Origin of the sequence: Actinomadura keratinilytica (assembly GCF_039539665.1) — a bacterium.
Classification (GTDB): Bacteria; Actinomycetota; Actinomycetes; order Streptosporangiales; family Streptosporangiaceae; genus Spirillospora; species Spirillospora keratinilytica.
On record NZ_BAABDO010000233.1, the window covers coordinates 1 to 3510 of the forward strand.

Sequence of the window (3510 nt, forward strand, 5' to 3'; positions counted from 1 at the left end):
ACGATCAGGTGAAGGTTCGGGGGTTCCGGATCGAGCTGGGCGAGATCGAGGCCGCCCTTGCCGCGCACGCATCGGTGGGGCGGGTTGCGGTGGTGGTGCGCGAGGACCAGCCCGGCGTCAAGCGTCTGGTCGCCTACATCGTCCCTGTTGAGGGGGCCGGTGTGGATGATGGCGTGTTGCGGGATCACGTGGCGGGGCGGTTGCCGGAGTACATGGTTCCGGCGGCGTTCGTGGTGTTGGAGGCGTTGCCGACCACGCCGAACGGCAAGCTGGACCGCGCCGCCCTGCCCGCGCCTGATTTCGGTGGCCGGTCGGGCGGGCGTGGTCCGGCGAACGCGGCCGAAGAGGTGCTGTGCGGCCTGTTCGCCGAGGTCCTGGGCCTGGACCGGGTCGGCGCTGAAGACTCCTTCTTCGAACTCGGCGGGGATTCGATCATCTCGATGCTGCTGGTGTCGCGGGCCCGACGGGCGGGCTTGTCGTTCACCGTCCGCCAGGTGTTCGAGCACCGTACGCCCGCCGGGCTCGCGGCCGTCGCCGTCCCCGCCGACCAGGCCGCCGCCAAGCCTCGCGGCGACGCCGCGACGGGGCGGCTCCCGCTCGTCCCGATCATGCGTGACGTCGCGGAACGCGCCGGACGGGTCGCGCTGGAGGGCGAGTTCTACCAGTCGATGCTCCTCTCGGTCCCCGCCGGCCTCGACCACGGGCGGCTCGCCAGGGCCGTCCGGGCGGTCCTCGACCGGCACGACATGTTGCGCGCCCGCCTGGAAAGCACCGACGAACTGCTGGTCCCCGCGCCCGGCTCCGTCGACGTCGGCACCGTGCTGCGCCGGGTGGACGGCATCGCCCCCGACGTCGTCGCCGAGCAGTCGCGGGCGGCGGGCCGCAGGCTCGACCCCCGGGCCGGGGTGATGACGCAGCTGGTCTGGTTCGACGCGGGGCCGGACACCGACGGCCTGCTCCTGTGGGCGGTCCACCATCTCGCGGTCGACGGCGTGTCCTGGCGCGTCCTGCTGTCCGATCTGGCCGACGCCGCCACGGCCGCGGCGGAGGGCCGGACCCCCGACCTCGCCCCCGTCCCCGTGTCCTACCGGGAGTGGGCGCGGGAACTGCGCGCCCGCGCGGACAGCCCCGAGACCCTGGCCGAGCTTCCAACGTGGATCGACCTGCTGAGCGGCCCGAACCCGGGGCTGGCCGACCGTCCCCTGAACGCGGACGTGGACGTGGTCGCGGCCGGGGTCGGCCAGGTGACGGTGACGATCCCGGCTGAGGTGACACGCGCGCTGCTGACCCGCGTCCCCGCCGCCTTCCACGCGGGGATCGAAGACGTTCTGCTCGCCGCCCTGACCGGTGCCGTCACCGCGTGGCGTCCCGAGACAAGAGCGGGGATCCTCGTGGACGTCGAGGGGCACGGACGCGTCCCCCTCACCGACGGCATGGACCTGTCCCGGACGGTCGGCTGGTTCACCAGCCTCCACCCCGTCCGCCTGGACGCGGGCGACCTGGACGCCACACCCGGCGGCCAGGACGCCGCACGACTGGTCAAGCGCGTCAAGGAGCAGTTGCGCGCGGTGCCGTCCGACGGGCTCGGCTACGGGCTGCTGCGCCACCTCAACCCGCGGACCGCCGCCGAGCTGGCCGCGCTGCCGGTGCCGCAGATCGGCTTCAACTACCTCGGCCGCTTCGCCGCGGGCGAGCCCGGCCGGCACTGGCAGCCCACGGGCGCGGGCGGGCTGAGCGGCGGGGCCGACCCCCGGCTCGCGGCCACGCACGTGCTGGAGGCGGCCGGGCTCGTGCACGACCTGCCCGGCGGCCCCGAACTCGAACTGTCGGTCAGCTGGCCGGCGACGCTGCTGGACGAGCCGGACGTGCGGTCCCTGGCGCAGACCTGGGCCGATCTGCTGGCCGGGCTCGCCGACGCGCCGGGCGGCCACACCCCGTCGGACTTCCCGCTGGTGAGCCTGGACCAGGACCAGATCGAGGAACTGGAGCAGGCGGGCCTGGCCGATGTGTGGCCGCTGTCGCCGCTCCAGGAGGGGCTGCTGTTCCACGCGCTCTACGACGAGCAGGCCCCCGACGTCTACACCGTCCAGCACCTGGCGACGTTCGCCGGCGACCTCGACCCCGCGCTGCTGCGCCGGTCGTGGGACGCCCTGGTGGCCCGGCACCCGGGCCTTCGCGCTGGCTTCCGCCGACCGACCGGAGCGGAACAGTACGTGCAGGCGGTGGTGCCCGAAGCCACCGTCCCGTGGCATGAGGCGGACCTGTCCGGGCTCGGTCTGGACGAGGCCCGCGTGGAGTCGCAACGGCTCGCCGCCGACGAACGGCGGCGCCGGTTCGACGTTGCGGCACCGCCGCTGATCCGGGTACTGCTGGTGAAGCTGGGCGCGGACCGGTACCGGATGGTCGTCACCATGCATCACCTGGTGCTGGACGGCTGGTCCTTGCCGGTGCTGATGAGCGAGCTGTGGCAGGTGTACGAGGCGGGCGGCGACACCTCGGCGCTGCCGCCCGTGGTCCCGTACCGCGGCTACCTGGACTGGCTGGCCCGCCAGGACCGCGACGCGGCCCGGAACGCCTGGCGGCGGGCACTGTCGGGGGTTGACGGGCCGACCCTCGTCGCGCCCGCCGCGGCCGGGGCCGCGGCGCTCCCGGCCAACCTGACCATCCGGCCGGACGAGCGGCTGATCGACGCGCTGCGCGACACCGCCCGCACCCACGGCCTGACGTTGAACACGCTCATGCAGGGCGCGTGGGCGGTGCTGGTCGGCAAGCTGACCGGCCGCGGCGACGTGGTGTTCGGTGCGACCGTGTCGGGGCGCCCCGCCGACCTGCCCGACGTGGACCGGATGCTCGGCCTGTTCATCAACACCGTCCCCGTCCGGGTGCGCCTGGACGCGTCGGCCTCGCTCCTGTCGACGCTGTCCGCGCTCCAGGACCGGCAGTCCGAGCTCATCGACCACCAGTACCTGGAGCTCGCGGAGATCCAGCGGGCGGCCGGTTCCGGCGCCACCTTCGACACGCTGCTGGTCTACGAGAACTACCCGATCGAGGCGGTTGGGCTGCGGATGCCCGGCGGTCTGCGCCTGCTCGACGCGGAGGCGCAGGACGCGGCCCACTACCCGCTGACGCTCGCGGTGGCGCCCGTGGACCCGTGGGAGCTGCGGCTGACCTACCGTCCGGACCTGTTCGACGAGCCGACCGTCCGCACCTACGCCGACCGGCTGCTGCGGGTGCTGGAGCAGATCGCCGCCGACCCGGAACGCGCGATCTCCCGGATCGAGGTCCTGGACGAGACCGAACGCTCCGCTCTGCTGGAGAGCTGGAACGACACCGGCACGTCCGTCCCCGACGTCCTGATCCCCGACCAGATCCGGGCGTGGGCGCAGCGCACCCCGGACGCGGTGGCGTTGCGGTGCGGCGAGGCGTCCCTGACCTATGCCGCGTTGGACGAGCGTTCGAACCAGCTGGCCCGGTACCTGCGGGATGCCGGGGTCGGTCGTGAGTCGGTGG

General features: G+C 73.8%; 2 protein-coding genes. One reads left to right on the top strand and one right to left on the bottom strand.

Annotated elements, in window-relative coordinates:
* Positions 1 to 188 (bottom strand): hypothetical protein (locus ABD879_RS32340; protein ID WP_345025590.1); only part of this gene is annotated, 188 nt, incomplete at its 3' end.
* Here ABD879_RS32340 and ABD879_RS32345 point away from each other — a divergent pair.
* A partial coding sequence (locus tag ABD879_RS32345) for a condensation domain-containing protein (protein ID WP_345025589.1) occupies positions 96 to 3510 on the top strand: 3415 nt, incomplete at its 3' end. The genes ABD879_RS32340 and ABD879_RS32345 overlap by 93 nt on opposite strands.